Origin of the sequence: Lacihabitans sp. CCS-44 (assembly GCF_024343735.1) — a bacterium.
Taxonomy (GTDB): domain Bacteria; phylum Bacteroidota; class Bacteroidia; order Cytophagales; family Spirosomataceae; genus Leadbetterella.
In genome coordinates this window covers 52,604-76,746 of sequence record NZ_RJUE01000006.1, presented here as the reverse complement: position 1 = coordinate 76,746, position 24,143 = coordinate 52,604, and the positions used below count along the sequence as shown (strand labels likewise).

Below are 24,143 nucleotides of genomic sequence, written 5' to 3'. Positions count from 1 at the left end.
TTCGGAACTTCAATTTTTATTACATTGGAAAATATTTATCCGAAATTTATCAGAGGATCATTGCACAGAAAGTGTTTTTTTGTTTCTTTTTTTTCGAAAAAAAAGAATGCCCGCCTGGCAAGGCACACAAAGTATATTTTTAGTACTTAACTTTACTCCGTAACTTTAGTTAATAATTTGTAACCAATGATTGAAAGTATTCTATTGAAATATCTTCTCATCTTAGCAATGGACTAAAGTAAAATACAAAACATGAACAAAATAGCATTAATAACCGGAGCATCTTCAGGAATAGGAGCAGCCACCGCCGAAGCTTTTGCAGCTAGTGGCATCGATCTCATCTTATGTGGAAGAAGAATCGAAAAACTGAATGAACTGAGCCACAAACTAGCTTCAAAAGCAAAAACCCATCTATTGACCTTCGATGTGAGCGATTTTGAATCCGTAAAAAACGCCATAGAATCCCTACCATCAGAGTGGAAAAATATAGACATATTGGTTAATAATGCAGGCAATGCCCATGGTATGTCAGGAGTTCAAGACGGCGAGGTAGCTGACTGGCAATTGATGATAGGCACCAATGTAAGTGGCTTGTTGTATGTGTCTAAGATGGTTTTACCAGGCATGGTAGAAAGAAAAACAGGTCATGTAGTAAATTTGAGTTCGGTAGCTGGCAAACAAACTTACGAAAACGGTACAGTATATTGTGCCACCAAAAAAAGCGTTGAGGCCATCAGCGAGGGCATGCGTTTGGATTTGACCAAGCACGGCATAAAAGTGACCAATATAGCTCCCGGTGCGGTGGAAACTGAGTTTTCGGTGGTGAGATTTAAAGGAGACCTAGAACGAGCAGCCAAAGTGTATGAGGGATTTTCACCCCTAACTGCGGTGGATATTGCTGATGCCATCAACTATTGTGTTATGGCTCCCGACCATGTCACCATTGCCGACATGACCATCTACGCCAAAGCCCAAGCAGCACCAACCACAGTTTACAGAAAATAGCCCTATATCTATAATTTATATGTCCTTAAGTACTGACCTCCGTCTTATTCTTTCTCCAGAAAAAGTTAAGGATAAATACATCGATTTGGTTTCCTATGCTTCCGATGCTGGATTTTACTACCTGGTTCCCAGAGCCATAGTACAACCGAGCACCGAGACCGAGATTGTGAATTTACTTTCTTATGCCCAGAAAAGCCAAATCCCAATAGTTTTTAGAGGAGGAGGCACCAGCTTGTCAGGACAATGTATTACAGATGGTATTTTGGTAGATTTGGGTAAATTTTGGAACAAAGTAAAAGTAGAAGACCAAGCCGAAACTGTCAGGGTGCAACCGGGCATAACTGGAGCCATGGTGAACGCCCATTTAAAGAGATTCAGCAGGAAAATTGGCCCAGATCCCTCCAGTATAAATGCCGCCATGATGGGCGGAATACTTTCAAACAATGCCAGCGGAATGTGCTGTGGTGTTGCACAGAATTCATATCATACCATAAAATACATCAGGTTTATCCTTCCCAATGGAAAAGTATATTCCACAGAAAACCCTGACGACTACACAAAATTTAAACAAGAAAACGAGAATTTATACCAAGAAATAATTGACTTAAGAGAGCAAATTTTAAGAAATGAAGCCTTAAAGTCAAAAATCAGAGCAAAATACAAAACCAAAAATACGGTTGGGTATTCTTTGAACGCCTTTCTAGATTATGAAAATCCGTTGGATATTTTTGCCCATTTGTTGATTGGCGGCGAAGGCACATTGGCCTTTATAGCTGAAGCGGTAATGAACACCGTGGTAGATTTTCCGCACAAATCGACGGGTTTATTATATTTCAAAGATATTTTTAGTGCTTGCCAAGCTATTGAGCCATTAATAGCCTGTGGTGCTATGATGGTCGAGTTGATGGATAGAGCTTCTTTGAGGTCAGTGCAAGATATGGATGGCATGCCCGAAATCGTCAAAACACTTCCGAGTGAGGCGGCGGCTTTGCTGGTAGAATTTCAGGAAAATTCGGAAGAAAATTTAGACCAAACGGTGGCCAGATTCACGCAACAATTGTCAGGATTTTATCTGATAGAGGAGCCACAGTTTACAAAAGAGGTCAAACAGCAAGCGTTTTATTGGAAAGTAAGAAAAGGGCTTTTTCCGGCAGTTGGAGCAGTTAGAGCAAGCGGCACCACCGTTATTTTGGAAGATGTGGCGTTTCCAGTAGCTCATTTGGGGCAGGCCATTATTGATATTCAAGGCTTGTTTCAAAAATTTAATTACCTCAACGGAATCATATTTGGACATGCCAAAGACGGCAACATCCACTTCGTAGTTACACAAGCATTTGATTCGCCAGAAGAAACAAATAGATATGACCTATTTATCCGTGACGTGGTGGATTTGGTAGTTAATAAATACAACGGCAGCCTCAAAGCGGAGCATGGAACAGGTCGTAATATGGCACCTTTTGTCGCAACAGAATGGGGAGAGGAGGCTTATGAAATCATGAAAAGGTTGAAAAAGGCCGTTGATCCTCAAAACTTGCTCAATCCAGGCGTGATTATCAACGAAAAGGCCGATGCACATATTCATCACCTCAAGAAAATGCCGAAAGTGGAGGATGAAGTGGATAGGTGTATAGAATGTGGATTTTGTGAACCCAACTGCCCGAGTAAAAATTACACATCGTCACCCCGCAGACGTATTGTCACACGTCGAGTTTTGGAAAATCTAAAGGCAGAAAACAAAATAGAAGAATATAATCTGCTGGCCAATCAGTTTCAGTTTGATGGTCTAGAAACCTGTGCAGTAGACGGTCTTTGTGCAGTAAACTGCCCTGTGGATATCAATACGGGAGATTTGGTGAAGAAGCTAAGAGTAAGTAATCATTCGAAATTTGAAGAATGGATTGCTTTGGCTGCGGCCAAAAATTTTGGTTTTGTGGTTGATTTTCTAAGGTTTGGAATAAAACTAAGTCATGGATTGAATCGTTTTTTTGGAAAAAACACCATGATCTCCATTACTTCGACGCTACATAAAATAAATTCGTCTGTACCAGTCTGGTCTAATCAGATTGCAGAAGCACCAGAGGTTAGGCTTAAAAATCAAGATTCTTCCCTCAATGGAACTTCGGTGGTGTATTTTCCTTCTTGTATTACCCGCATGATGGGTACTTACCAGAACAAGCAGAAAAGCCTGATGGAAACTTTCTATAGCATTTGTAAAAAATCCGACATCAATTTGGTGATATTGAATGATATACAAAACGCCTGCTGTGGTCAGATTTTCTCCTCCAAGGGATTTTCGAGTGCTTTTGAATATACAGCCAACGATATTTTAGAAAAAATGTGGCGAAGTTCGAATGAAGGTCAATTGCCGATTGTAATAGATGTCAGCTCGTGTCAATATACACTTAAAAGCATTTTGCCAGTTTTGACGCATGAAAACAAAGCCAAGTTTCATAAATTGAAAATCTTGGATAGCATAGATTTCATTCATGAATATGTGATGCCCTACCAAAATGCTGTAAACCGTAAAAATGAAATTGTTCTTCATCCAGTTTGTTCTTTACAAAAACTCAAAACGCAAGATAAGTTTGTGGAAATTGCCAAAGCTTATGCCGAAAAAGTAATAGTGCCGTTAAACGCAGGCTGTTGTGGCATGGCAGGTGATAGAGGTTTTTTGGTGCCAGAACTTACAGCTTCGGCTACTTTTGAAGAAGCCAACGAAGTAAAACAATGCTCTGCCGAAGGGTATTATTCTTCTACAAAAACCTGTGAGATGGCCATGAGTGAGGCGATTGGCGTCAACTACGAATCTATCTTGTATCTGATAGACGAAGCCATTTGATAATCAAAAAGATAATATATAAAATCAGACATCTTTTAAAATGAAAAAGGCAGATACATTCTGCCTTTTTACATGATTATTCCTATAACTAACCATAAATCAATATTTTGATCCGTGATATTATCTTTATTGTATGATATTTATCCTATAATTGTCATATATCTTATTTACTCTGTTTTGCTAATGATTTTTTTTGAAAAAAAACTACGATTGATAAATTCAATCGTAGTTTCCTGCTTTTTTGTTCGTTTAATTTTATATTCGAGGAAATCACGTTGATATTCTTTTTACCAAAGCTGTGCCAAAACATGCTAAATATTCTAATACTTATCTAGCGGATACATTCGCTTTTGGTAAAATTCTATTCCCTCAGAACATCATGAATCTACACGCTTCCTGTTTATAATGGTTCGATTAAGATTCATTTCGTTTTTTAAGCTCATCTTTTCAAAACCCTTTATTTATATTTAATTATCTTTGTGAAATTTTTTTAGAACAAATGAAGATTTCGTATAACCAATTAAAGACACTCATAGATTTTGAGCACAATCCACAAAAACTAGGTGAAATCCTTACAGACACAGGTCTAGAGGTGGAGGCCATTGAAAAAGTAGATGCAGTAAAAGGAGGTTTGGAAGGTTTGGTAGTAGGGCTTGTGGTTTCTTGCGAAAAACACCCAGATGCTGATAAACTGAGCCTTACCAAAGTTGATATTGGAGGCGAAGCCCTGCTTGAGATTGTTTGTGGTGCTCCAAACGTGGCAGCTGAGCAAAAAGTGATTGTGGCCTTGGTAGGAGCTACGCTATACCCTACTTCTGGAGAGTCTTTCACCATCAAAAAATCAAAAATCAGGGGTGCGGTTTCGGAAGGAATGTTGTGTGCTGAAGATGAAATAGGTCTAGGACAATCGCACGCAGGTATTTTGGTGTTGGATACAGATTTGCCTTTAGGTACGCCCATTTCAAAGTATTTTAATCTTGAGCCAGACTATGTGATAGAAATAGGCTTGACTCCCAACAGAGCCGATGCGGCATCTCACCTTGGAGTGGCAAGAGATATAAAAGCTGTAAGCGATTCGCCAATATTGTTGCCAGATGTTTCGGGCTTTTCATTAGGAAACTCAGCCAGTAGTATTGGCTTATTCGTGGAAGACACCAACGCTTGTCCTAGATTTTGCGGATTAGAAATCAAAGATATTGAGGTTAAAGAATCTCCGGAATGGTTAAAGAGATTTTTAAGTACCATTGGAGTGAATTCTATTAACAACATTGTAGATATTACAAATTATGTTTGTCATTACTTAGGTCAGCCTATGCATATTTTTGATGCAGATGCAATCTCGGGTAAGCAAGTTACAGTTAAATGTCCTGATGCAGGTACAGACCTTGTGACATTAGACGGTACAACTAGGAAACTGAGTGGAACAGATTTGGCAATCTGCAATGTAGATGGTCCTATGGCTATCGCAGGCGTATTTGGAGGATTGAATTCAGGTGTCAAAGCTACAACAAAAAATATTTTCCTAGAAGTAGCCTATTTTAATCCTGTTTCTGTAAGAAAAACAGCCTCGAAACATGGACTGAAAACAGATGCTTCGTTTAGGTATGAAAGAGGAACAGACCCCAATATGCCTCCATTTGCCATAAAATTTGCGGCTAATTTAATTCTTGAATTGGCGGGTGGAAAGGTTTGTGACAAAATGTTCGATATTTATCCAGCACCTATTTCTAACTTTGAGATTGACCTAAAAATCAAAAACATAGATAGACTTTTAGGTAAAAAACTAGGGGAGGAGCTGATTTTGAGTATTTTAGAAAAGTTGGATATCCAGTTGATTTCCAAATCTGATGGACAAATGAAAGTTTCGGTACCGCCATACAGGGTAGATGTAACCCGCGAAGCAGACGTGGTGGAGGAGATATTGAGGATTTATGGATTTGAGAATATTGAGCTTTCGGACAACCTAAGTTCAGACTTCATAGCTGAGTTTCCAGAAAAAGACCCCGAAACGCTAAAAACTAAGCTTTCAGATGCTTTAGCAGCTAATGGGTTTAACGAAATTCAGAGCCTTTCGATTGTTAAGCCCGCCGACAACAATTGGCTTAACCAATCTGATACGGTAGTGAAGTTGCTGAATCCATTGAGCGAGGAACTTTCAGAAATGCGTCAATCGATATTGTTTTCAGGACTCAATGCTCTTGTATATAACATAAATAGAAGAAACAAGGATTTGAAATTCTTTGAGTTTGGAAGAACATACACCAAAAACACGATAGAAGGTCAAACCAAAATAAAGGAAAATAGAGTGTTAGGTGTTTGGCTATCGGGTAATATAAATTCGGAGTCGTGGATGCAAAAAAGCTCGGCAGTTAGTTACCACCATTTGTTTGAGGTAGTGAGTCTAGTTTTGGGTCTGATGAAGATTAAAAAAATAGATACCAATGAGACTTCTAACCAAGCTTTTGCTTACGGTTTAGAGTATATAGTCAGAAATAAGATATTAGTTAAATTTGGTTTGGTAAATCCAAATTTAGCAGTGAAAGCAGATTTAAAACAAGCAGCTTATTATGCGGAGTTTGACTGGGATTTGCTATGTAAACTTTACACTTCTGAGAGTAAATTTGTTGAAATACCCAAATATCCAGAGGTAAGGAGAGACCTTTCTTTGGTTTTGAGTAAAACCATAAAGTTTGATCAAATAAAAAAGGTGGCGTTTAGTGTAGAGAAAAAACTTTTGAAAAGCGTAAACGTATTTGACGTTTATCAAGGCGAAAAACTCCCCGATAATCAGAAATCGTACTCGGTAAGTTTTATATTACAAGACGAAGAAAAAACATTGAATGATCAGCAAATCGACAAAACGATGCAAAAACTAATGGGAGCTTTCGAGAATGAAGTAGGAGCAGTAATTAGAAAATAAGGATGGCTTTAGACCAAGACTTTGAAAAAGACAATGCTTTTTTACTTTCCAAATTTGAGGAAGTAAATGGCCTAATTGAGCAATTGAAAGCTCAAAATAAAAGTCAAAAAAATCAGATCCTTGGTCTAAATCATCAGAACGAAAAACTTGAGGGTGAAATCAAAGTATTAAAGAAAAATAATAGCCACCTACGAGAAGAAATCAAAGAATTGGGAGAAAAATTGGACGATGAGACCAGATTAATCCCTCAAAACTTTAAAATAAGAAATAAAATTGTTAAGATTGTATCCGATATTGAAGATAAAGAGTCAATAGACCAGCAAAGCCTTAAAGAACTGTTGGGCATATTGATAGAAGAAATAGATTTTTGCATAAATCAATTGGCTAAATAATACTTTCGTTTATAAATGGAATCGTTTGACGCACCCGTTGTTTTCGATTTAAATGGAGAACAAATTCGTTTTATGGTTCCTGAGTCCAACGAAAGGTATTTTAGGGAAGCCAAAGAAATATTAAATGACCGTTTAGCCGCACTTAGAACTGAATATTCGGCTTTCGCCAGCTCTCAAACGTTGGTCTCTGTATTAGCTGTAGAAGCATTGGTAGATGCCCTAATGGTTAACGAACGCTATCAGAAGCTAAAGGTTGAGGTAAACTCAAGGTTAGAGAGTATTCAAACTAAGTTTGATAATTGATCCGCATAATTCTATTCCTGCTTTTTTTAATATCATAAATGAAACGGAAGTTTCGATATTATTAAAATTTAAAATTTTAAAACATGCCAGTATATCTTTTTATAATTGTAGGACTCGTAGTAGGCCTAGCAATTGGTTATTTCGTTGGGCAGAACCTAATGAAGAAAAACCTCGCAAATCAAGAAGAAGAAGCCAATAAATCGGCTCAAGAAATCATTAGAAATGCAAAAAATAACGCTGAAAACATCAAAAAAGATAAGATGTTGGAAGCCAAAGAACATTTTTTAAAGTTAAAATCGGAATTTGACGAAGATGTAAATGCCAGAAAAAATACATTGAATCAGAATGAACAGAAGATTAAACAGCAACAGCAGCAGGCCACTCAACAGGTAGAACAAAACAACCGGCTACAAACAGAGTTGACCAACAAAACAGGAAAACTTGAGGAGCAAATAGAATTAGCTTCTAAGAAGAGAGATGAGGCTGAAAAACTACATCAGCAGCAAGTTTCTCAGCTGGAGAAAATCGCTAACCTTACAGCCGAGCAAGCCAAGCAGCAACTGGTAGATGCACTTAAAGAAGAGGCAGAAACAAGGGCGTCCAGTTTTATTAAGCAATCTATCGAAGAGGCAAAATTGTCTGCTACCAAAGAAGCGAAAAAAATAGTCATTGAGACTATTCAAAGAACAGCCGCTGAGCAAGCCATAGAAAACTGTGTTTCTGTTTTCAATATTGAAAGTGACGAAATTAAAGGTAAAATTATAGGTAGAGAAGGTAGAAATATCCGAGCTTTGGAGGCAGCCACAGGTGTAGAAATCATTGTGGATGATACCCCTGAAGCCATTGTAATATCTAGTTTTGACCCTGTAAGAAGAGAAGTTGCAAGGCTTTCGATGCACCGTTTGGTGCAGGACGGACGTATTCACCCTGCTCGTATTGAAGAGATTGTGAATAAGACACGCAAGGATATAGACAATGAAGTGATAGAAATAGGTGAGAGGACAGTGATAGATTTGGGCATCCATGGTCTTCATCCGGAGCTTATAAAGATGGTTGGTCGCATGAGGTTTAGGTCATCTTATGGACAGAATCTATTGCAGCACTCAAGAGAAGTTGCCAAGCTTTGTGCTACCATGGCTGCTGAAATGGGTTTGAATGTAAAATTGGCTAAAAGAGCGGGCTTATTGCATGATATTGGCAAGGTAAACCAAGAAGAATCAGATCTTCCGCACGCCATTTTAGGTATGGAAATGGCCAAAAAATACAAAGAACATCCAGAGGTAATTAACGCTATAGGTGCCCACCACGACGAAATCGAGATGACTTGTATAATAGCCCCAATAATTCAAGTATGCGACGCCATATCGGGCTCAAGACCTGGAGCCAGACGTGAGATGATGGAGTCTTATGCAAGGAGATTGAGGGACTTGGAAGATTTGGCCTTGTCGTTTAAAGGTGTAGAAAAGTGCTATGCTATTCAAGCTGGTAGAGAGCTAAGAGTAATAGTAGACGCTGAACATATTACAGACGATGAAGCAAACATGATGTCTTTTAATATATCACAAAGAATAGAGAAGGAAATGCAATATCCAGGTCAGATAAAAGTGTGCGTAATCAGAGAAATGAGAAGTGTAGCATACGCCAAGTAAATTTTAGATAAGAGAATTCGAAAAAGAACAAATATTGAACTTTACCAAGATAACCGAAGATGATTCTTCGGTTATTTTTTTGCTAAATTATTAAATATTTTAAAAAAGCACTTTTTGTAATTATACAGAAAAGTACTTCTATTAGCCTTTTAATTAAAAAAAGTGTGCTTTTTTTGTCAAAATGTGGTTCATATTTGACGAAATAAATATTCAGAAGTTTTATTTTTTATTTTTTTTGACATTTGTACTATTTTTAGTAAATTAGCACGATAATATAGGGGTTAATACTAATTTAAAAAAAATATGGCGGAGTCGGTAAAAATTATAATAGATGGGCAAGAGTTTGAGTTTCCTGTAATTGAGGGTTCTGAGAACGAAAAAGCGATTGATATCTCTAATTTAAGGGCAAAAACAGGATATATTACCATAGATGAAGGTTTTAAAAATACTGGTTCTACCACAAGTGATATCACATTTCTTGACGGTGAGGAAGGAATTCTTAGATACAGAGGTTATTCAATAGAAGACTTGGCTGATAAGGCTGATTTTCTTGAAGTGGCTTACTTGCTAATATACGGTGAGCTACCAACAACTGCTCAGTATGACGAGTTTGTGAACAAAATCACCAAACACACTATGGTTAACGAAGACATGAGGAAAATCTTTGATGGTTTCCCTGTCAACGCTCACCCAATGGGTATCATGTCGGCTCTTGCAAGTGCCATGTCAGGCTTCTATCCAGATTCTTTTGACGATAAAAAACCAGATAGTACAGAGCTTCATATTATTCGTCTTTTGGCTAAGTTTCCAACTTTGGCCACCTGGTGCTACAAGAAATCACAAGGGCATCCTATAAATTATCCAAAGAATGAATTAGACTATTGCTCTAATTTCCTTCACATGATGTTTGCTTTGCCAGTAGAAAATTATAAAGTAGATCCTAAAGTTTCTTCTGCTCTGAATAAATTATTGATTTTGCACGCCGATCATGAGCAAAACTGTTCGACTTCTACTGTAAGATTGGTAGGTTCATCGAAGGCCAATATTTATTCAAGTATTTCGGCTGGTATTTCTGCCCTTTGGGGGCCGTTGCATGGTGGTGCCAATCAAGAGGTTATAGAGATGTTGGAAGAAATAAGAAATGATGGAGGGGATGTTCAGAAATATATTGATAAAGCGAAAGACAAAAATTCTGGTTTCAGATTGTTTGGATTTGGACATAGAGTTTACAAGAACTTTGACCCAAGAGCTAAAATAATCAAAAAAGCAGCTGATGATGTGTTGTCACTGTTGGGTGTTAATGATCCAGTTTTAGAAATCGCCAAAGGATTGGAAGAGGCAGCTCTGAAAGATGAGTATTTTGTTTCTAGAAAATTATATCCAAACGTAGATTTTTATTCAGGTATAATCTACAGAGCATTGGGCATACCTACCAATATGTTTACAGTAATGTTTGCGATTGGTCGTTTACCAGGATGGATTGCTCAGTGGCTAGAACTTCGTGATCAAAAGCAAGCGATTGGAAGACCACGTCAGATATATACTGGTCCTACGAACAAGGCGTTTGTTGAAAAATCAAAAAGATAATATACCTTTATTCTTATACTATGAAAAGTCTCTCAGCAATGGGAGACTTTTTTGTTGTTTCTAATTTCCATAAAATCGTTCTTTTTTCTTCGGCTCAGGTCAGCTCTAAAGTTATTGGTAAGCTCTATTTGCCTATTAGTATGGACCGAACATGAAATAACATGCCGAAGATTAATAAGGAAGGATTTGTGAGGACGATAAAATCCAAATGGAGCAAATAGCGTTTCCATTTGCTTTAAAGTCTTCGATAAAACTATCCTTTGTCCGTTGGTCATAAAAACCTCTGAATAGTTTGCTTCAGCCTTAAAAAAAATAATATTACTGGGTGTCACGTTGGTTTTGCCAACTAAATGTACTTTTGAATCCATAAAAGCGTGGTGTTTCACTTTAGACTCAAAAAAAGGCAGAAAGGTTGGAAACTAACTAGAAATTTATTTAACAATGTTGATTCTCAGGCCCAAGTTAATGTTGGGGGCCATAAAGAATGGCTTAGGAGCAATTTCTAGATAACCTCCAGCATCTATAAAAACCGCCATATCGTTTTCTGGGATACTAAATTCCAGTCCTGAGTTTATTGCTGGTCCCAAAGAAATTACTCTAAAGGCATCTCTCTCTCCTAGTTTTGGAGCTCTATTTCTAGAGTTTATCTGTCCCCCAAATCCATAATAAGCATGCAGTTTATCATTTTTTCCAAGACTTCTATGAAATTGGTAAATACCTTGAACCATTACTCCTGCTTCATTATATATTTGGTCTTTTCCATAATTCCTTTCTCTTCCATACAAAAAACCATAACTACCAATATTCACATCAAAAACTCTATCACCATAAGAAAAATACTTTCTGATATTCAGCCCTAGAGGTTCGCCAACTTTCAGTCCTACAGCCCAATTGTTTTCATATTGAGCGAGTACACTTCCAAAACTAACTAAAGTAATGATTAAGGTTAATGCTAATTTGTTTTTCATAGTTCTACTTCTGCTTTATCTATAATGTAATTTAGTTCGTTTATATCGTCTGTGTTGAGCGTAAATATACCTTTTATGGTGAGTCTGTCATCAGTGTCGAATCTTTTCGTGACTTTCTTAAACTTTACAGAAACCACCGACTCTGGCCCAGCTTGTCCGCAAAAAAAACATGAGGCAAAGGGATTGGCCGAAAGTACATAATAATTGGCATCTACATCTACCGGTATCATATAGCCAGTAAGAGCTACTTCTTTGCCCTTTAAGGCGTTTACTTTTGCACCAAACTGCGGCTCTAAGACGAACATATTTTCAGAAGCATTCCATTTTTTTTTAAAAGTAACATCTCTAAGATTCTCCCAAGTAATTTTTATGGGAGCTAAAGCCATTACCAAAACAGGAATAGCGAGAAGCAAAAATATGAATGTAAGATTTTTTTTCATTTTAATCGTTTGCCAATGTTTTTGAAATATTTATTTTATATATGCCTAAAGACGGTATCAATGCTGCAAAAATACCAACTAATAACGCTGCAATCAACAAATATATTTCTTCTTTTTGAAGCATAGTTAGATGAAGATTAAAGTTGAAGTTTTGGTCAAGCAGTCTGGAGGCTAGGAATAGCCCTATTCTGCTCAGAATTATACCCAATACAAAGCCAGAAATACTCAATATTAAACCTTCCAGCATAAGCATGAAGAATAGTACCAGTCTTTTGCCTCCCATCGATAGCATCAAAGCCATTTCATATTTGCGTTCTTTTAGTGCGTTATAAAGGGTTACAAATACACTTATGCCACTGATGAGCATAATGGCTATTGCAAGTGCCTTGAAAGCATCAATACCTATCCCCATAAGTTCAAATAGCCTGTTGATTTCAATAGCTGGTAATGCCGCCTGCATTTGCGTATTTTGATTGATTAACCTAGGTATGGTCATCAGACCCATCGGCGACCTAAACTTAACCAATGCACAGGTGATATTTTGTTTCTCTTCATGTGCTTCACCTTCATGCATTTCCACATCTTCGTGTTCATGAATCTCCCAAATGCTATTCAGATTACAAAGTATTAAATTGTCAATCACCGAATTATTGGACTTCAAAATACCCACCACTTTGTATTTTTTATCTCCATGTGCTTCTCCCTCTTTTTCTAATCCATGTGACGAAGCGAAAGAATCATTGAGTTTTAATTTGAGCTTTTTTGCTACCGTTGACCCTATTACAACTTCCATATTGGTTTTGAAACCAACACCTTCGGCATAATCGGCCTCAAAATGTTTAAGATATGGATGAATAGTACCAACAATTCTAAATCCTTGATAGTTGTCTCCCATAGATAGTGGAAATACCTGTTTTACCAGTGGATTCATCTGAAGTGATTGAAGCTCTGACATAGGAATATTGCCAGTAGGGGCGTCAATCTGATATACACCAGAGAGAATCAGCTGTAATGGGCTACCCTTAGCACCTACCACCATATCTATGCCTGATATATTCTTGGAGAATTTATCTTGAAGTTGGTTCCCGATGTTGATTAAAAGAGAAATTATGCTGATACCAAACATCATCAACAATATGCACAGGAAGCTATTTAGTTTTTTTGCCCAAATGTTTTTCCAGACTATTTTTAGAAGCATTTTAAAGTGTTATTTGGTTGGAAAATCTTGTTTTTAGTCTGTAGTCGTGAGTGACAATTATTAACGCCGCTCCAATTATTTGTGATTGTTTTTCGAGTAAGTCGGCTACTTTCTCACAGTTTTCATCGTCAAGAGCTGAGGTAGGTTCATCAGCAAATATTACTTTTGGACTATTCATCAATGCCCTAGCTATGCAAACTCTCTGTTGTTCACCACCACTAAGTTCTTGTACTTTTTTTGACAATAGATGATGGAATCCCAGATTTTGTGCTAATTCGGCAGCCTTCTGTTTATCAATTGGGTAATTACCTAAATAATTAGCCAAAACAAGATTTTCAGAAACGTTTAATGCATTTACGAAGTATGGTTTTTGGAAAACTATTCCAACGTTTTTGGCTCTAAAGTCTGTTCTTGTTTTTTCATTGAGTGTTGAAGTATTGATATTGTTGATATTTACATTGCCTTCGGCGGGGTTCAGTAGCAGGGAGAGCAAATTTAGAAGGGTAGTTTTACCCGTTCCTGAATTGCCAAGAATTAGTAATGTTTCCTTACTACTGCAACAGATATCGGGGAAACTAAACACTTGGCTGTTTTGATAGGAAAATTTCAAAGAATTTGTTTGAAGCATTAATCTTTATTATTTATTCAAAAATAATCGAGTTTGGCATTAATCAAAAACGCTTTTTACTTTAATTTGGAAAATAAATAAATATGCAATTTTAAAGCAATTTATTTTGTTGTAAAGAAGGATACAAAAACAATTAAATTATTAAAAATATGTCACTAAGACTAGGCGATATCGCACCAGATTTTTCTGCAGAAACTACCCAAGGGCACATCAATTTTCATGAATGGTTGGGAGATTCTTGGGGTATGTTATTTTCACATCCGGCTGACTTTACACCAGTTTGTACTACTGAATTGGGTAAGACGGCCTTACTGAAGGGTGATTTTGAGGAAAAAGGAGTTAAGGTAATAGCCATTTCGGTTGATAGTTTAGAGTCTCACAATAAGTGGGTGCCTGATATCGAAGAAGTTAACGGGGTTAAAATGAACTTTCCAATTATAGCTGATCCTGATAAAACTGTTGCAGAAATGTATGACATGATTCATCCCAATGCCTCGGAAAAAGCTACAGTGCGTTCCGTATTTATCATTGGACCAGATAAAAAAATTAAACTTATGCTCACTTATCCGGCATCTACGGGAAGGAACTTCCAAGAGTTGTTGAGAGTGATAGATTCGTTGCAACTTACAGCTCGATATTCTGTTGCTACACCAGCAGATTGGAAAGACGGCGACGATGCCATTGTAGTGCCTTCTATTTCTACGGCTGATGCTATAGAGAAGTTTCCGAAAGGAGTGAGGGAGGTAAAACCTTACTTGCGTTATACGCCTCAGCCTAACAAGTAATTTTTGATTAAGAATAAATCAAGAAAATGGCTGAATCTAAGATTTGGCCATTTTTTATTGTCTGTTTCTAAGCATCTGATAGGCAACTAACAACTCTGAACGTTTGCCGGGAGGTTTGTGGTAAATAAAAACCTCATAGGTGTTGTTTGTATCTGAGAAATTTCCTTCATATATATCTTCGTCTACTTTTTTAGTGACCACATTTTTCAGCGTAAATCCAAAATCATAAACACCTTGTTTGAGTGTAAGTGTTTTCTCATAAAGTTGAGTGTTAGGATTAAAATCCAATTCGGTATTTTCCCAATCTACCAACTTACCAGCTATCATTGGTTTATTGCCAGATTCTTCATAGGGAGTATTCAGTGTAAACAGTACATCTAAATAGTCGGAATTAAGATCAATTTCGCCGTTTTCTAGGTTCGTTATTAGGTACCCGCCATCGTTGTCATAGGCATTCAAATATCCTTTGTTTGATCTTTTGTTCTGAGTTACCACTGATATCTCATCAGGTGTTCCTAGTTTTATTTCTTGGATATTTTGGCCTTTCTTAAATGAACTTGACAAATCCACAAATCTAAATTCATTACCTGCCTTAAAAAGATTATCACTGTCAAAGTATTTTAGGGAAAACGAATTTCTACCCGAGTTTACGAGGTCATTATTTTTTATTGTGGTCAGTTTGTCTTCTCGTTGGTTTTGTCTGATGACTATCTTTAGTTCTTTTTGGGGGAACGAAATGTTATAATTTCCAAGGTCTAATTTCATGTTGAGTTGCTGGTGAGTTTTCCAATATTGAGGATCTTGAGCGGGTATAATTTCGCCATCTATGCCTATCATTTGGTCAAAAACTCTAAATTTTCTTTCAAAAGACGGTGTTCCTCCGGTCTGATTCTCAAATACTTGCAGAATAAAATTCCCGCTTATTTTTGTTTTTGGAAGTTTAAAACTATAATGATAATAGGGTGTTTTGGTATTTTGAGAAACATCATAATTGTTGATAAAAAACTCATTGAAGCCTTCGAGATATTCCATTTCGGCCAAATTTGACTTTTCCCAGTTGTAGTCACAATGAATTATTCTAGCACTAAACGAGGCATATTTCGCTCTTAAGTCATCAAATTCAAGGATCAGATTTGAATTGGCAATACTTCTATTTATCACAGCAGCATTGTTGTATCGCTCGTTAAAGTTGTCATTGGGACTGTAGCCGTAAAGTAAAATGGTTTTTATATAGTCATTTTTGTTGCCATACTGAGCTATAATTGAGGTTTTAGAGGCGAATATATTTCCTACTCCAACTGTCAAAATTATAGAAATGAAAATATAAACTATCTTTTTTTTCATGCTTCCAATTCTATCATTTTTTCTTCCCAAGTATCGTTCAAAGACGATAGTTCTTTTTTTAGATTGGCATATTCTGCATTGGCTTTTTTCAAAGCCTCAGGATTAGAGAAAACCTCGGGATCTGCCAGCTGATTTTCGGTCAAACTGATTTTTTCTTCTGTAGCGGTTATTTTTTCTTCTAAATCACTAATCTCTTTTTCTAATTTCTTGTTCTCTTTTTTTACAGGTTTTGGTTCAGTGGCTTTCTTAACTTTTACTTCAGGTTCTTTAACGGCTTTTCTTATGGGTTCGTCTAAAGTTTTACCATTGTCTTCCATCCAAGTTACAAATTCATCATACCCGCCTGGGAATTGCTTTATTTCTTGGTCTTCTATATACCACACTTTATTAGAAACTCGGCTGATAAAGTGTCTATCGTGCGAAACCACCACAAAAGTCCCTTCATACTGATCCAGAGCTTGCACCAAAATATTCACAGATTGCATGTCCAAGTGATTGGTAGGCTCATCCAGTAGCAAGAAGTTGGCCTCTGAAATCAATATCTTGGCTAAGGCTACCCTAGATTTCTCGCCGCCTGATAATACCTTTATTTTTTTGAAAACATCTTCTCCCCCAAACAGAAAACAACCCAACACGGATCTCAATTCCGTTTCAGATTTTGAAGAATCGGCATATTTTAGTTCTTCAAGTAATGTTTCTTCTAGATGTAGCGATTCCAATTGGTGCTGAGCATAAAATGAGAAGTTTACATTATGTCCAAGTTTTCTTTCACCTTTTACTTGCTCTGTACCTGCTATTATTCTCAGTAACGTCGATTTTCCTTTTCCGTTGGCTCCAATCAAAACTATTTTATCCCCACGTTCTATTGTAGCAGTTGTGTTTTTCAGAATCGGATTGTTGGGATATTCCTTCGAAATGTTGTCTAATTCCATCACATTTCGACCTGGTTGCGTGCCAAATTTGAACTTGAAGTGCACTTTCGCCGCATCGTCTATTACGTCGTCAATCACATCCATTCTGTTCAAGGCTTTCACTCTAGACTGTACCTGACGAGCTTTTGTAGCTTTGGCTTTAAAACGTTCTATAAACCTTTCAGTTTGGCGGATTTGAGCTTGTTGGTTCTCATAAGCTCCTTTCTGAATTTCGTTTCTGAGTGCTTTTTCTTCTACAAAAAACGAATAGTTGCCCGGGTAATAGTTGAGTTTTGTATTTGCCACTTCAACGGTGGTCGTACACACATTATCAAGAAATTGCCTATCGTGCGAAACGACCACAACGGCATTTTCATAGTTGGCTATATATTTCTCCACCCATTGAATCGAAGGTAAATCAAGGTGGTTGGTGGGTTCATCGAGTAGTAAAATAGCTGGCTTGGCTAAAAGGAGTTTTGCCAACATCACCCTCATTCTCCATCCACCAGAAAACTGCCTAAGTGGTTTGTGAAGTTCCCATGTTTTAAATCCTAAACCTTCGAGAATTTCCTCAGCCTTAGATTCGATTGAATATCCATCCAGAATATCAAATTCATGTTGTAATTCGCCCAATTTCTCTACCAACTCATCTTTATAGTCGGTTTCCATTTGGTGCAGCACTTCTTCTATTTGGTGATGTAGCTCTAGCTGGCGTTCAAAGCCTTGCATGGCCACATTCAAAATACTGTCGTCGGTTTGATAGGAGAGGAGGTCTTGGTTTAAGAAACCGATGGTACAATCCCCAGATTTAGAAATATTTCCAGCGTCGGGTTGGTATTCTCCTACTATTATTTTCAGAAGTGTTGATTTTCCTTTTCCATTTAAACCTATGAGACCTATTTTGTCTTTGGGTTTTATCTGTAAGTTGGCGTCTTCAAAAATGGCTCTACCGCCGAAATAAAAAGAAAGATTGTTTATCGTTAACATTAAGTAATTTCTCTGGTAATTATAAAATGCAAAATTACGCTTTTAATTACAGAATACATAGAGAACCTTATAGAGCGATTTTCCAATTCACTCAAACGTAAAGTAATTTTTTAATTCATTTGATAAAACCTAAAGTAATTGCGTATTGCGATTTTTCAAATCGCTGTGCTACAAGAAAAACATTTGCAATTAACGATTTGAAAAATGGTAATAATAGCTCAATCTCCAAATGATTTGATAAAGCCATAAATTTGCAAAGGTGTGCAACAGTAAAACAAAAAAAGCAAGACCGAAGTCTTGCTTTTTTTAATATCAAAAAAACAATATTAGTTCAAACCAGCTGGCCAAGTACCTGAAGATCTTTTTAAGGTAGTTATACCTGAATCTCCAAAGTTATTTTGCCATTTGAATTTCAATTCAGTACCAGAATGGCTGATATAAGATAAGCTATAAGCTAGTCCATATTGGTCAGTACCTTTCATTCCAATTTTACCACAGGCATCAGTAAATCTGATAGAACCAGTAGCTGGATTGTCATTCCAAGCACATGCATATTGACCAAAAGTACCATCTGATAACGAATACTCACCCGCAGTTGCGGTAGCAGTTATGGTAACCTTACCAGATACACCTGTTCCACAAGCGGCAGGATTGGCTCCATCAGCAACTGATCCAGCGATATCTGTAGTAGTATAATCATAAGTTCCAGCTAACGCAGAAGGACAAACAACAGCCACCCTGTAGAAGAATGGAGAAGTATAATATGCTTCAGTAAGCGTTGGGCTCATGTTGTTGTTTGAGAATGTTTTCCCATCCAAGGTAGTTAATACCAAACGGTACTCTATGAAGTCTCCACCCTTTAAATTGGTTTTAGAAAAACCCAATTTAGATAAGACGGTAGCCATAGGGAAGTTTACTGTACTTCTCGGCCATTTAGAGTCTGCAGTAGTTGCAAAAGTAGAACCATCAACATTACCTAACAAAACTTCTTTAGTTACCGTATTGCCTCTTCTATGGTTAACATAAACATCAACATTCTTAACATTGTTGGTTTTATCCACCGCGTGACATTCCAAAAGAATGTTAAAAGGAGAGTTTTCTAAATCAAAGAAGTTGATTGCCGCTGGCGTTTTGATAGTTTTCAGATATGTACCCGTCTCAAAACCATTATAAGGTATAGCCGGATCAACAAAATCTGTACACGATGTAGCAACAAACATAGCTGCCAACAGAGAGTATATTAATTTTATTTTTTTCATTTTATTCTCAATTTAGAATTAGTTAATAAAGCCGTCAGCATTGTTGTCCCAGAATACTTTTACTTTGAAATCGGCTTTTTGCTTCGCATTTGAGTTGGTGTTTACATATACAGAAGGATAAATAAACGATCTAGGGAAGTTACCAACAGCTGGTTGAAGGCCTGGTTGCATTCCACTCGGTTGACCAGTTCTTCTGTATAGATTATAAGCCTCAACCCCATTTCCATAAAGAGAAATCCAATATTCTCTACCTAAAATTTTCATTTTGGCAGCCTCTGTTGTAGCAGCATCATATTGAGCAGCTATAGCAGCCAAATATTTGGTTCTATTAGCATCAAATGTAGTAGTCGACTCAAACGCAGTAATTTTAGCAGCTTGGTTTGTTGTTAAAGACCATGTTCTTACGAAGTTGATACTTTTTGTAGTACCAGAAGCCATAAGGGCTTTTGCGTCACCAGCAGTACCCAATGTAAGAGCAGCCTCAGCCAACATAAAATCTACAAATGAAGGCAACAAGATTGGTAAGATACCCGCACCGTTGGTAGCCATGTCAGCAGAACCAGCCGCAGCAGGGGTATTGTTATCAAATCTATAGCCAGCTGGATAAACACCATAAAGTGTTCTTTTCAAACCATCTGGTGGAATACCGTCGTTGTCCAAATGATCTCTGCCCCAGAATCCTCTTTCTCCAGGAAGACAGAAAACCATATCTTCTGGATAGTGAGAAGGTTTGAACTGCGTGATACATTCCATTTCAGATGGTGAAGTAGTATTAGCACTTACTTGACGGTAGAAATAATATTTAGCACGTGGATCGTCAAATCCTTTTGCTTCTGTCAAATGCCACATAAAAAACGTCGCTTGATAGTCTCCACCACCGGCTTGTGCTTGACCAGCAAAGTCTGGGTGACGGCTATCAGGGTCGTTTGCAGAGCTACCATATTTGAATGTAAATTCATCACCAACACCCAACATGTTGTTCTCTGTAATAAGAGCAGCAATAGCTGAAGTTGAACCTGCTTTGTCAATCAAACGTCTGTTCAAATGGTATTTCAACATCAAAGTATTCACCAATTTGGTCCATCTGGTATAATTATTAGCATAGTAATAATCATTAGGTGTACCAGTTGCAGTTCCAGCAAAGTCAGTCTTGGCAGATTTTAATAGTTCCAATGCAGCAGTATACACTGCAGCACCATCATCTGCTTTTGGGTTAAAATTACTAGCGTCCAAGGCTTCAGAGTAAGGAACACTGCCAAATGCGTCAACTAAAGTCATCAAAGTGAATGCTTCTAATGTTTTAGCAATACCTGCATGTCTCTTAAATCCTTTGTCTGCTGCAATTTTTTTCAAAACTTTTATGTCAGCCAAGATTCCAGCATAACTGTTACTCCACAAACCATCATAGCTAGTGGGCGTATAGGCAGTTTCATAAGTGTTCGCACCTTGGTTTACCATTCTAGTCAATCTTTGACCTGAATCACTTACACCTCTGAAAATATTTCTGAAACTCAACTGTATGTTGTTCAATAGAAAGTCAGCATCTGTACTACTTTCTGTTACGGCATTGGGGTTTTCAAGATAATCCAATTCGCATGAACTTACTAAGAACACTCCAAGTGCTAGTAGTAAAGTATTTATTTTTCTTTTCATCATTAATCTTCTTTAAAATAATTAGAATGTTAAGCTCAAAGTACCACCTAATCTTCTAGAACTAGGACCAGTCAAGTAGTCAAATCCTAATCCATTACCAACTCCTAAGCTCAATACATCTGTGTCAAAGTTTACATATTTAGGCATGTTCAATGCTCTGAACCAAAGGTTTGAACCTGTAAACGTGATAGACGCCTTTTTGAATGGAGTCTTACCAATTACTTTGGTAGGTATTGAATAGCTCAAAGAAGCTTCTCTTAATCTTGCTGTACTGCCGTCAAAAGTTACCGCTTCGTCAGTAAAGAAGTAGTTGTCAAAGAAGTAATTAGCTGCAGTTACCTGAACAGTATTTTTGCTACCGTCTTCTTGAACACCCGGAAGTATTAATGTTAAATCTCTATCCAATTGATCAGTATCTTTAGAAAGACCTCTAGCCAATACACCTTTTACTGTATTTGATAAAATAACACCTTTGTGACGATACTCAAACATGAATGAAAGATTGAAACCTTTATAACTCAAGTTGTTGATCAATGAAGATGTAAACGCAGGGTTTGGATCACCCAAAGTAGCAAGGTCAGATGTGGCTTTGTACTGACCGTTTGGCAATACAATTTTCTCACCGTTTGCATTTCTAGCAATACCCGAGCCTTTGATTACGTTAAAAGGCTGCCCAGGGATAGCAAAGTTACCCAAGCTGGTAAATCCAGCGATTACCACTTGCTCTAATCCACCACCAAGTTCCATCACAGTAGTAGCATATTTTCCGTAGTTAGCTGTTATATCCCAAGTTAAACCCGAAGATGTTTTTACTGGTGTTACTGTAGCAGCAATTTCAGCTCCTCTTGTTCTAATTTTACCAATGTTGATAAATGTAGTGGTATATCCTGTAGAAGGATCAATTGGTGCATTGGTAATCAAATCTCTTGTGGTTTTTTCGTAAACTGAAACGTCAAATTTCAATCTATTACTGAACATTACTGATTCAACTCCAAATTCCAACTCTTTGTGTAATTCAGGCTTCAAGTTTGGATTACCCAAAGCATTTGAAATAGACTGAGTTGAAGAAAGAGAACCCGCTGCATTAGACCATCCTCTTGCATTTTGTGCAAGTGTATTTCTTGTATTATAAGGCGATGGGAAACCTGCAGAAGTACCATAACTTGCTCTTATTTTCAAGTCGTTCAATATTTTTGAACTCATATCAAATGCTGAAGTAGGAACAAAAGAAACACTTGCACCTGGATACAAAATTCTTCTATTAGCTGGTTCTACAGTAGAAGTCCAGTCGTTTCTTGCCGATAGATTCAAGAATAAGTAGTCGCTGTAATCCAAAACCACGTTTGAGTAAACGCCAATTCTTCTTTCTTGCTCTAGGTAGTTCAAACCGCCTCCATCAAGAGATCTGTTAGAAGTGGCAGTGAAGTTTGAGTGATTAAACAAACCAAAGGTTAATTGACCTGTACTTGCCATTCCAAATTGACTGTACTGATCAAATCTATTGTTAGCACCAATCAAAGCAGTCAAATTTATTTTGTCAGACAATTGTTTGTTGTAATTCAAGATTAAATCATGATTCCAAATTGAATTTTTGATAGCAACACTTTGGTAAAATCCGTTGATGATGTTTACGTTTCCACCAGTAGCTCCTTTATTGTATTGTCTCTCTTGAGTCTCGGAATAAGTATCAAATCCTAAACGATAAGTCATTGAGAAATCATTGTTGAAATCATAATTCAATGAACTAGAAGTAAAGAATCTATCTACAAAACTTTTATCAGAATGGTATTTTGCTAACCAAATTGGGTTAGTGATGTCATTACCACCTCTATAGTAAACAGAACTTCTATCTACAGGGTTTTCATAAGGCCATCCACCCAAATCTACGTTACGAGGCGTGTACATCACGTTTGCAAATATCGACTGAATACCTCCGTCTGGGCCAGAACCATATCCAGCGTTCAAAGGAGGAGAAGCCATGTCTGTATTGGCATAAGTAAACGAAGAACGTACTGAAAGTTTTTTAGTGATTTGAGAATTCAAACCCAAAGCCAAGTTAAGCTTCTTCAAAGTATTACCAGGAGTAAAACCTTCCTCATTTTGGTATCCTACACTTGCATTGTAACCAGATTTGTCAGATGAACCTGAGATTGCAACAGAAGTATTGAATACATTACCTTTTCTGAAGAATGATTTTCCAATATTGTCCTGAGCGATGTTTGGAATATCCACAACGTTGTTCAAGATATCAGCTGCACCATTACCCCAAGGTTTTGTAGGGTCTACTGCATACTCAGGGAAAGCGTTTCTGATTTTTGCTACGCCTGAAAGACCGATGGGATGTTTCGTAGTTGCTTGATCAGCAAAATTTGCACCCCAGTTAGAGAAGAACCAAGATGGAGGAGTTAACTGTTGGAAACCACCACCATAATTGTTCTGATAATCTGGCAATGAAGCAATGGTATTTTGGAAATACGATTGGTTCAGGCTTACTTCAGCATTTTTTCTTTTACCACCGCCAGATTTGGTAGTGATCAAAATAACACCGTTACGGCCTTGGTCACCATACAATACAGTTGCAGAAAGACCTTTCAATACCGAAACACTTTCGATGTTGTTAGGGTCAATGTCTAACATACGGCTAGAAGTTGTTTGACCTCCAGTAGTAAATCCTGCTTGTGAGTTTGTTCCTGAGTTAAAAGGAACACCATCAACAACGAACAAAGGTTGGTTTGAACCTGTTGCAGAAGAATACCCTCTGATAGTGATGTTTGTACCCGAACCCGACATACCTCCAGTAGAGGTAATGTTTACTCCTGGAGCTTTTCCCTGAAGGATACGGCTAACGTCAGCCTCAGGACGATTGTTAATTAGGTCGCTGGCTACCGTAGTAACTGCGTAACCAATTGCTTTTTTCTCTCTTACGATACCTTGAGCTGTTACTACCACTTCTGATAGAGCTTTGGCGTCGTTTGCAAGAACAACATTGATAATAGACTTTGTGCCAACTGCCACCTCTTGTGACACCATACCCACAAAACTATAAACGAGAGTTTGACCAGCGGCTGCCTCGATTTCGTAGCCACCATTTAGATCGGTTTGTGTACCTTTCGAGGTACCTTTGATTTGAACAGTCACCCCAGGGATGCCTGATCCGTCGTCTGCTGAAGTTACCTTTCCGCTTATTTTACTCTGGGCAAATGCCGCAATTGATGAGCAAAATAGCACAAGGGCAAGAAGTAAATTCTTTCTCATGCATTGTTAAGTTTAGGTTA

Annotated in this window: 18 protein-coding genes; 8 read left to right on the top strand and 10 right to left on the bottom strand. The window is 37.5% G+C overall.

The features are described 5' to 3' along the window. The first annotated feature begins 252 nt into the window (after positions 1 to 252). The 7 genes from EGI26_RS05050 (at position 253) to EGI26_RS05020 (ending at position 10,695) form a co-directional block, all read left to right on the top strand. On the top strand, positions 253 to 1,005 hold the full coding sequence (locus tag EGI26_RS05050; protein WP_255076792.1) for an SDR family NAD(P)-dependent oxidoreductase: 753 nt from the start codon (positions 253 to 255) through the stop codon (positions 1,003 to 1,005). Between the two features lie 19 nt (positions 1,006 to 1,024). Next, the gene (locus EGI26_RS05045) at positions 1,025 to 3,844 is read left to right on the top strand and encodes an FAD-binding and (Fe-S)-binding domain-containing protein (protein WP_255076791.1); all 2,820 of its coding nucleotides are present in this window, start codon (positions 1,025 to 1,027) and stop codon (positions 3,842 to 3,844) included. A gap of 499 nt (positions 3,845 to 4,343) precedes the next feature. Next, complete coding sequence (gene pheT / locus EGI26_RS05040; protein ID WP_255076790.1) at positions 4,344 to 6,764, top strand: phenylalanine--tRNA ligase subunit beta; 2,421 nt, start codon at positions 4,344 to 4,346, stop codon at positions 6,762 to 6,764. A gap of 2 nt (positions 6,765 to 6,766) precedes the next feature. Continuing rightward, positions 6,767 to 7,156 carry a hypothetical protein gene (locus EGI26_RS05035; protein WP_255076789.1) on the top strand — a complete coding sequence of 130 codons (390 nt, stop codon included), beginning with the start codon at positions 6,767 to 6,769 and terminating at the stop codon, positions 7,154 to 7,156. 15 nt (positions 7,157 to 7,171) lie between these two features. Further along, complete coding sequence (locus EGI26_RS05030) at positions 7,172 to 7,459, top strand: cell division protein ZapA (protein WP_255048321.1); 288 nt, start codon at positions 7,172 to 7,174, stop codon at positions 7,457 to 7,459. 83 nt (positions 7,460 to 7,542) lie between these two features. Beyond that, positions 7,543 to 9,108: a ribonuclease Y gene (gene rny, locus EGI26_RS05025; protein WP_255076788.1), complete on the top strand. Its 1,566-nt coding sequence runs from the start codon at positions 7,543 to 7,545 to the stop codon at positions 9,106 to 9,108. 303 nt (positions 9,109 to 9,411) lie between these two features. After that, entirely contained in the window at positions 9,412 to 10,695 is a 1,284-nt protein-coding gene (locus EGI26_RS05020) for a citrate synthase (RefSeq protein ID WP_255076787.1), read from the top strand. A gap of 32 nt (positions 10,696 to 10,727) precedes the next feature. On the opposite strand, the gene EGI26_RS05015 is transcribed toward EGI26_RS05020, so the two are convergent. The 5 genes from EGI26_RS05015 to EGI26_RS04995 form a co-directional block, all read right to left on the bottom strand. Then, positions 10,728 to 11,063 (bottom strand): LytTR family DNA-binding domain-containing protein, encoded by a 336-nt coding sequence (locus EGI26_RS05015; RefSeq protein ID WP_255076786.1) that lies wholly within the window; start codon positions 11,061 to 11,063, stop codon positions 10,728 to 10,730. Between the two features lie 63 nt (positions 11,064 to 11,126). Continuing rightward, on the bottom strand, positions 11,127 to 11,663 hold the full coding sequence (locus EGI26_RS05010; RefSeq protein ID WP_255076785.1) for a hypothetical protein: 537 nt from the start codon (positions 11,661 to 11,663) through the stop codon (positions 11,127 to 11,129). Continuing rightward, positions 11,660 to 12,103 (bottom strand): DUF3299 domain-containing protein, encoded by a 444-nt coding sequence (locus tag EGI26_RS05005; protein ID WP_255076784.1) that lies wholly within the window; start codon positions 12,101 to 12,103, stop codon positions 11,660 to 11,662. Before EGI26_RS05005 ends, EGI26_RS05010 begins: the two co-directional genes overlap by 4 nt. Before the next feature lies 1 nt (position 12,104). Further along, positions 12,105 to 13,301, bottom strand: coding sequence for an ABC transporter permease (locus tag EGI26_RS05000; RefSeq protein ID WP_255076783.1), 1,197 nt, complete (start codon positions 13,299 to 13,301; stop codon positions 12,105 to 12,107). 1 nt (position 13,302) lies between these two features. Then, positions 13,303 to 13,929, bottom strand: coding sequence for an ABC transporter ATP-binding protein (locus tag EGI26_RS04995; protein ID WP_255076782.1), 627 nt, complete (start codon positions 13,927 to 13,929; stop codon positions 13,303 to 13,305). Between the two features lie 149 nt (positions 13,930 to 14,078). Between EGI26_RS04995 and EGI26_RS04990 the strand changes: the two genes are divergently transcribed. Further along, positions 14,079 to 14,714, top strand: a complete 636-nt coding sequence (locus EGI26_RS04990) for a peroxiredoxin (RefSeq protein ID WP_255076781.1) — start codon at positions 14,079 to 14,081, stop codon at positions 14,712 to 14,714. A 54-nt stretch (positions 14,715 to 14,768) separates the two neighbouring features. Here EGI26_RS04990 and EGI26_RS04985 read toward each other — a convergent pair whose 3' ends face one another. The 5 genes from EGI26_RS04985 to EGI26_RS04965 all read right to left on the bottom strand — a co-directional run bounded on the left by EGI26_RS04985 (position 14,769) and on the right by EGI26_RS04965 (position 24,123). Beyond that, a complete protein-coding gene (locus EGI26_RS04985; RefSeq protein WP_255076780.1) occupies positions 14,769 to 16,058 on the bottom strand; it encodes a type IX secretion system plug protein domain-containing protein in 1,290 nt (429 codons plus the stop codon). Beyond that, positions 16,055 to 17,956, bottom strand: coding sequence for an ABC-F family ATP-binding cassette domain-containing protein (locus EGI26_RS04980; RefSeq protein WP_255076779.1), 1,902 nt, complete (start codon positions 17,954 to 17,956; stop codon positions 16,055 to 16,057). The genes EGI26_RS04985 and EGI26_RS04980 overlap by 4 nt, the downstream gene beginning before the upstream one ends. A gap of 326 nt (positions 17,957 to 18,282) precedes the next feature. Next, complete coding sequence (locus EGI26_RS04975; RefSeq protein ID WP_255076778.1) at positions 18,283 to 19,215, bottom strand: hypothetical protein; 933 nt, start codon at positions 19,213 to 19,215, stop codon at positions 18,283 to 18,285. 18 nt (positions 19,216 to 19,233) lie between these two features. Further along, complete coding sequence (locus tag EGI26_RS04970) at positions 19,234 to 20,871, bottom strand: SusD/RagB family nutrient-binding outer membrane lipoprotein (RefSeq protein WP_310587944.1); 1,638 nt, start codon at positions 20,869 to 20,871, stop codon at positions 19,234 to 19,236. Between the two features lie 18 nt (positions 20,872 to 20,889). Continuing rightward, positions 20,890 to 24,123 (bottom strand): SusC/RagA family TonB-linked outer membrane protein, encoded by a 3,234-nt coding sequence (locus EGI26_RS04965; RefSeq protein ID WP_255076777.1) that lies wholly within the window; start codon positions 24,121 to 24,123, stop codon positions 20,890 to 20,892. Between the last annotated feature and the right edge of the window lie 20 nt (positions 24,124 to 24,143).